The following is a 3,728-nucleotide window of genomic DNA, read 5'->3' as shown; positions in this document are numbered from 1 at the left end:
GGGGGTGGCCGTGGGGGGTGGTTCAGGTCAGCCGGCGAATGCCTTGCTGAACTCGTAGGGCTGCTGGTCGATGCTGGAACAGGTCGGGTCCGCATGGTCCTTCGGGCCGCCGGGGCACGCCTTGTCCCGGGTGCCGGACCACATGGACAGCCAGCCCAGGCCGTGCTCGTCGGCGAACGCGCGGAGCTCCTTGGCGTCCTCGGGCTTGAAGACCTCGACGTTGACGTCGTTGACGCCGATCATCGGGGTGACAGCCAGCGCCTTCCACGCGGCCGCGTCGTCGAGCCCGAGCGCTTCGGCGACCTGCTTGTGGGCCGAGGTGGCGGCCTTGGTGGCGTACTCACCCATGTCGCCGTCGTAGGAGGGGCCGTAGTCCATCGCCATGATGTTGACGGCCGAGACCTTGACCCCGTTCTCCTTGGCGTTCTTCAGCAGCGCGACGCCGGGCTCGGTGAGGCCCTCGGGCATCACCGGCAGGGTGTAGGAGATGTCCAGGCCAGAGTGGCTCTTCTGGAGCTGTGCCAGGGCCTTGGCGCGCCGCTCGTTGGCCTCGGTGTCGGGCAGCGCGGCGCCCTCGATGTCCAGGTCGATCTTCTTGAGGTCGAAGGCGTCGATGACCTGCCCGTACGCCTTGGCCAGTTCGTCGGCCGAGTTGCAGGCCAGACCGAGCTCGGAGCCATTGGCGCCGCCGAAGGAGACGCGTACGTCGCCGCCCTTGGCGCGCAGGTCGGGTATCTGCTTGGCGACCGGGTTGTCCTCCAGCTCCTGGTTGCCGCCCCACTTGGGCTCGCATCCGCCGCCGCTGGTGACGAACGCGAGGTTGTACTCCTTCACACCGGTCTTCCCGGCGCTCTCCACGAGGTCGTACGAGGGCTGGAGCGAGGTGTCGACGTACGGCGCGAAGGAAGTGCCGGCGGCCTGGGACCCCGAGCCCGACTCCTCGCCCGCCGTCGCGTTGCCCGCGAGGAGAAAGCCGCCACCGGTCACCAGGGCCGCTGCGGCGGCGCTCATGACGGCCTTGGTGGTGCGACTGGTGCGGCGGCGGTGGCCCGCTGTGTTCGTCGTCTTCGTCATCGATTCGCTGCCTCGTTGGTGTGGGGGATGTAACGAGGCAGCACATTACTGACGGGGAACCGGACAAACGCCGTGTTGCAGACTTCGGCCGATGTCCTTAGGGAGCTCTTAAGGCAGCGGAAAGGGCCTGCTTAAGGGGCGGCGGCAGAGGGCGCGTTCCGGGCCGTGCGGAACCGGGGTGCACAGACGGGCCGCGCCGTTGCTCCGTTCACCGCACACCCGGCCCACCCGGAGGGGTGAGGATGCGGCGGTCGTCGGAAAGTCACAACGACGTGGCCGGGGGCGCTGTGCCTGGATGGTGGCAAGTTGTCTGTCTCCCGGAGGAAGAACACCATGCTTCGTCACGTGACATCGGCCGCCCTCGCCGCCACCTTCGTTCTGGGCGGTGCCTCCGTCGCCGCCGCCGATGCGGGTGCCCAGGGCGGTGCCGCCAAGTCGCCGGGCGTGCTCAGCGGCAACGTCGTCCAGGTGCCGATCGACATCCCGATCCAGGTCTGCGGCAACACCGTCGACATCCTCGCCCTGCTGAACCCGGCAGCCGGGAACAAGTGCATCGCTAAGTAAGCGGCAGCGCACTGCTTCTGCGCCGCCGGGTTTGGGCCCGCACCGACGGGCCGGACCCGGCGGCGTTTGCTGTGCGCGCAGGGGCTGAACGGAGCGGGCGGGTCACTCGGCGCCCTTGAGAGGCGGGAGGGGGCTGCCTGATGTGGCGTCAGCCCGGGGTGAGCGGAGGGCCGCCCGGCCCTTCAGGGGCAGAGCCTGATGTGGCGTCAGCCCGCGTGCGAGGTGTGGCGGGCCCGGCGGCTTCGGCGCCCGCGCCCGCCCGCCGGGCCGCGGCCCGCGCTGCTCCGTAGCGCGAGCCACACCCGCACCTCCGTACCGCCGAGCACCGAGCGCCCCAGCCGTACGTCGCCGCCGGTGGACTCCGCGACGCGGCGCACGATGTCCAGGCCCAGCCCCGTCGAGCCGGGACCGCCCGCACCGTGGCCGCGGCGCAGCGCTGCCTGAGGGTCGGCGATGCCGGGCCCCGCGTCGGAGACCAGCACGATGACGGCGTCGCTGCCGGGGCCGCCGCTGTGCAGGTCGACGGAGAAGGCGGTGCCCTCTGGGGTGTGCCGGAAGACATTGCCGAGCAGCGCGTCCACGGCGGCGGCGAGTTCGGCCCGGGCGACCGGAACCCGCACCGGGCGCTCCACCCCGGCGACCCGTGCCTCCCGGCCCTCGTCCTCGGCCAGCGCCGACCAGAAGCCCATCCGCTCCCGGACCACCTCGGCCGCGTCGGAGGCGACGGAGTTCCCGCCACCCGGCGACTGGGCGCGCTGCTCGCGGACCGCGCTGATGATCCGGTCCACCTCGCCCTCCAACTGCGCGACGGCGGCCCGGGTCTGGTCGGCGGCGTCGCCCTCGCCCAGCGAGGCCGCGTTGAGCCGCAGTACGGTCAGCGGGGTGCGCAGCCGGTGCGAGAGGTCGGCGGCCAGCTCCCGCTCGCCGGCCAGCAGTTGGACGACCTGGTCGGCCATGGAGTTGAAGGCGACGGCTGCCGAGCGCAGCTCCTTGGGCCCCTCCACGGGCACCCGGACGTCCAGTTCGCCCTCGCCCAGGTCGTGTGCCGCGCCCGCGAGCCGTTCGGCGGGCCGCACCATCCGGGTGCCGAGCCGGTCGGCGACCGCGACAGAGCCGACGATCAGCGCGACGCCCACCCCGGCGAGCAGCACCCACGAGGTGGCCACGCCGTGGGTGACCTCCTCGTCGGGTACGAAGACCTCCACCACCGCGACCTTTCCGCCCGCGACGGCGGTGGGCCGCAGCAGCGCGTACCCGCCGCCGACGGGGACCGTGGAGGCCCGGCCGAGCCGCTGCGCCGCGGCCAGCCGGTCGTCGGGCGCGCGGGTGTGCCCGACGGCCGGTTCGTCGCCGCGGGCGCGGCGATTGTCGCCGCGGTCGGCGCGGTCGGCGCGGTCGCCGTTGCTGTCCGCGTCGGCGGTGCTCGGCTTGTCGCCGTCGCGGTCGTCACGGCCCTCGCGGGCGTCACCATTGTTACGGGCGTCACGGCCGTCGCGACCGTCACTTCCGTCGCCGCTGCCTCCCCCGCCATCCGTACCGTCCGGTATGTGGACCGCGATCCGGCCCTCCGCGCCGGCCTGGGTGATGGCGACGGCGCGCTGGAGTTCGCGGCGGTCGCGGGTGATGGCCAGCGCGGGGGCGATGGCGGACGCCTGCCGCTCGGCGTTGGCGAAGGCGCGGTCCCGCGCGGTCTCCCGGACGACGAGCGCCAGCGGCACGGCGAAGGCCACCACCACCATCACCGTCACGGCGAGGCAGACCTTCACCAGCGCCCATCTCACGCCGGACCGCCTCTCACGCCGGGCCGCCCTCGCCCTGCGGCGGCTCCAGCTTGACGCCTACCCCGCGCAGGGTGTGCAGATAGCGGGGCCGGGCGGCCGTCTCCCCCAACTTCCGCCGCAGCCATGACAAATGCACATCGATGGTCTGGTCGTCCCCGTACGAGAGCTGCCACACCTCGGCCAGCAGTTCCTTGCGCGGCACGACGACGCCGGGCCGCGCCGCCAGGAAGGCGAGCAGGTCGAACTCCCGCCGGGTGAGGTCCAGCACCACCCCGTCCAGCTGGGCCAGCCGGCGCAGCGGGTCGACGA

At 72.9% G+C, this 3,728-nt stretch carries 4 protein-coding genes; 1 reads left to right on the top strand and 3 read right to left on the bottom strand.

Annotated features, from left to right (window positions below):
• Positions 1-27: 27 nt before the first annotated feature.
• The gene (locus ITI46_RS33680) at positions 28-1,074 is read right to left on the bottom strand and encodes a chitinase (protein WP_209243749.1); all 1,047 of its coding nucleotides are present in this window, start codon (positions 1,072-1,074) and stop codon (positions 28-30) included.
• Between the two features lie 333 nt (positions 1,075-1,407).
• Between ITI46_RS33680 and ITI46_RS33675 the strand changes: the two genes are divergently transcribed.
• The gene (locus ITI46_RS33675) at positions 1,408-1,638 is read left to right on the top strand and encodes a chaplin (RefSeq protein ID WP_209243748.1); all 231 of its coding nucleotides are present in this window, start codon (positions 1,408-1,410) and stop codon (positions 1,636-1,638) included.
• 206 nt (positions 1,639-1,844) lie between these two features.
• On the opposite strand, the gene ITI46_RS33670 is transcribed toward ITI46_RS33675, so the two are convergent.
• Both ITI46_RS33670 and ITI46_RS33665 read right to left on the bottom strand, forming a co-directional pair.
• A complete protein-coding gene (locus ITI46_RS33670; RefSeq protein WP_209243747.1) occupies positions 1,845-3,419 on the bottom strand; it encodes a sensor histidine kinase in 1,575 nt (524 codons plus the stop codon).
• 13 nt (positions 3,420-3,432) lie between these two features.
• Positions 3,433-3,728 (bottom strand): winged helix-turn-helix domain-containing protein (locus ITI46_RS33665; protein ID WP_209243746.1); only part of this gene is annotated, 296 nt, incomplete at its 5' end.

Source organism: Streptomyces oryzae, from assembly GCF_017676365.1.
Taxonomy (GTDB): domain Bacteria; phylum Actinomycetota; class Actinomycetes; order Streptomycetales; family Streptomycetaceae; genus Streptomyces; species Streptomyces oryzae.
Note: the sequence above shows the minus strand (reverse complement) of the source record. Positions and strands in the feature narration are given on the sequence as shown.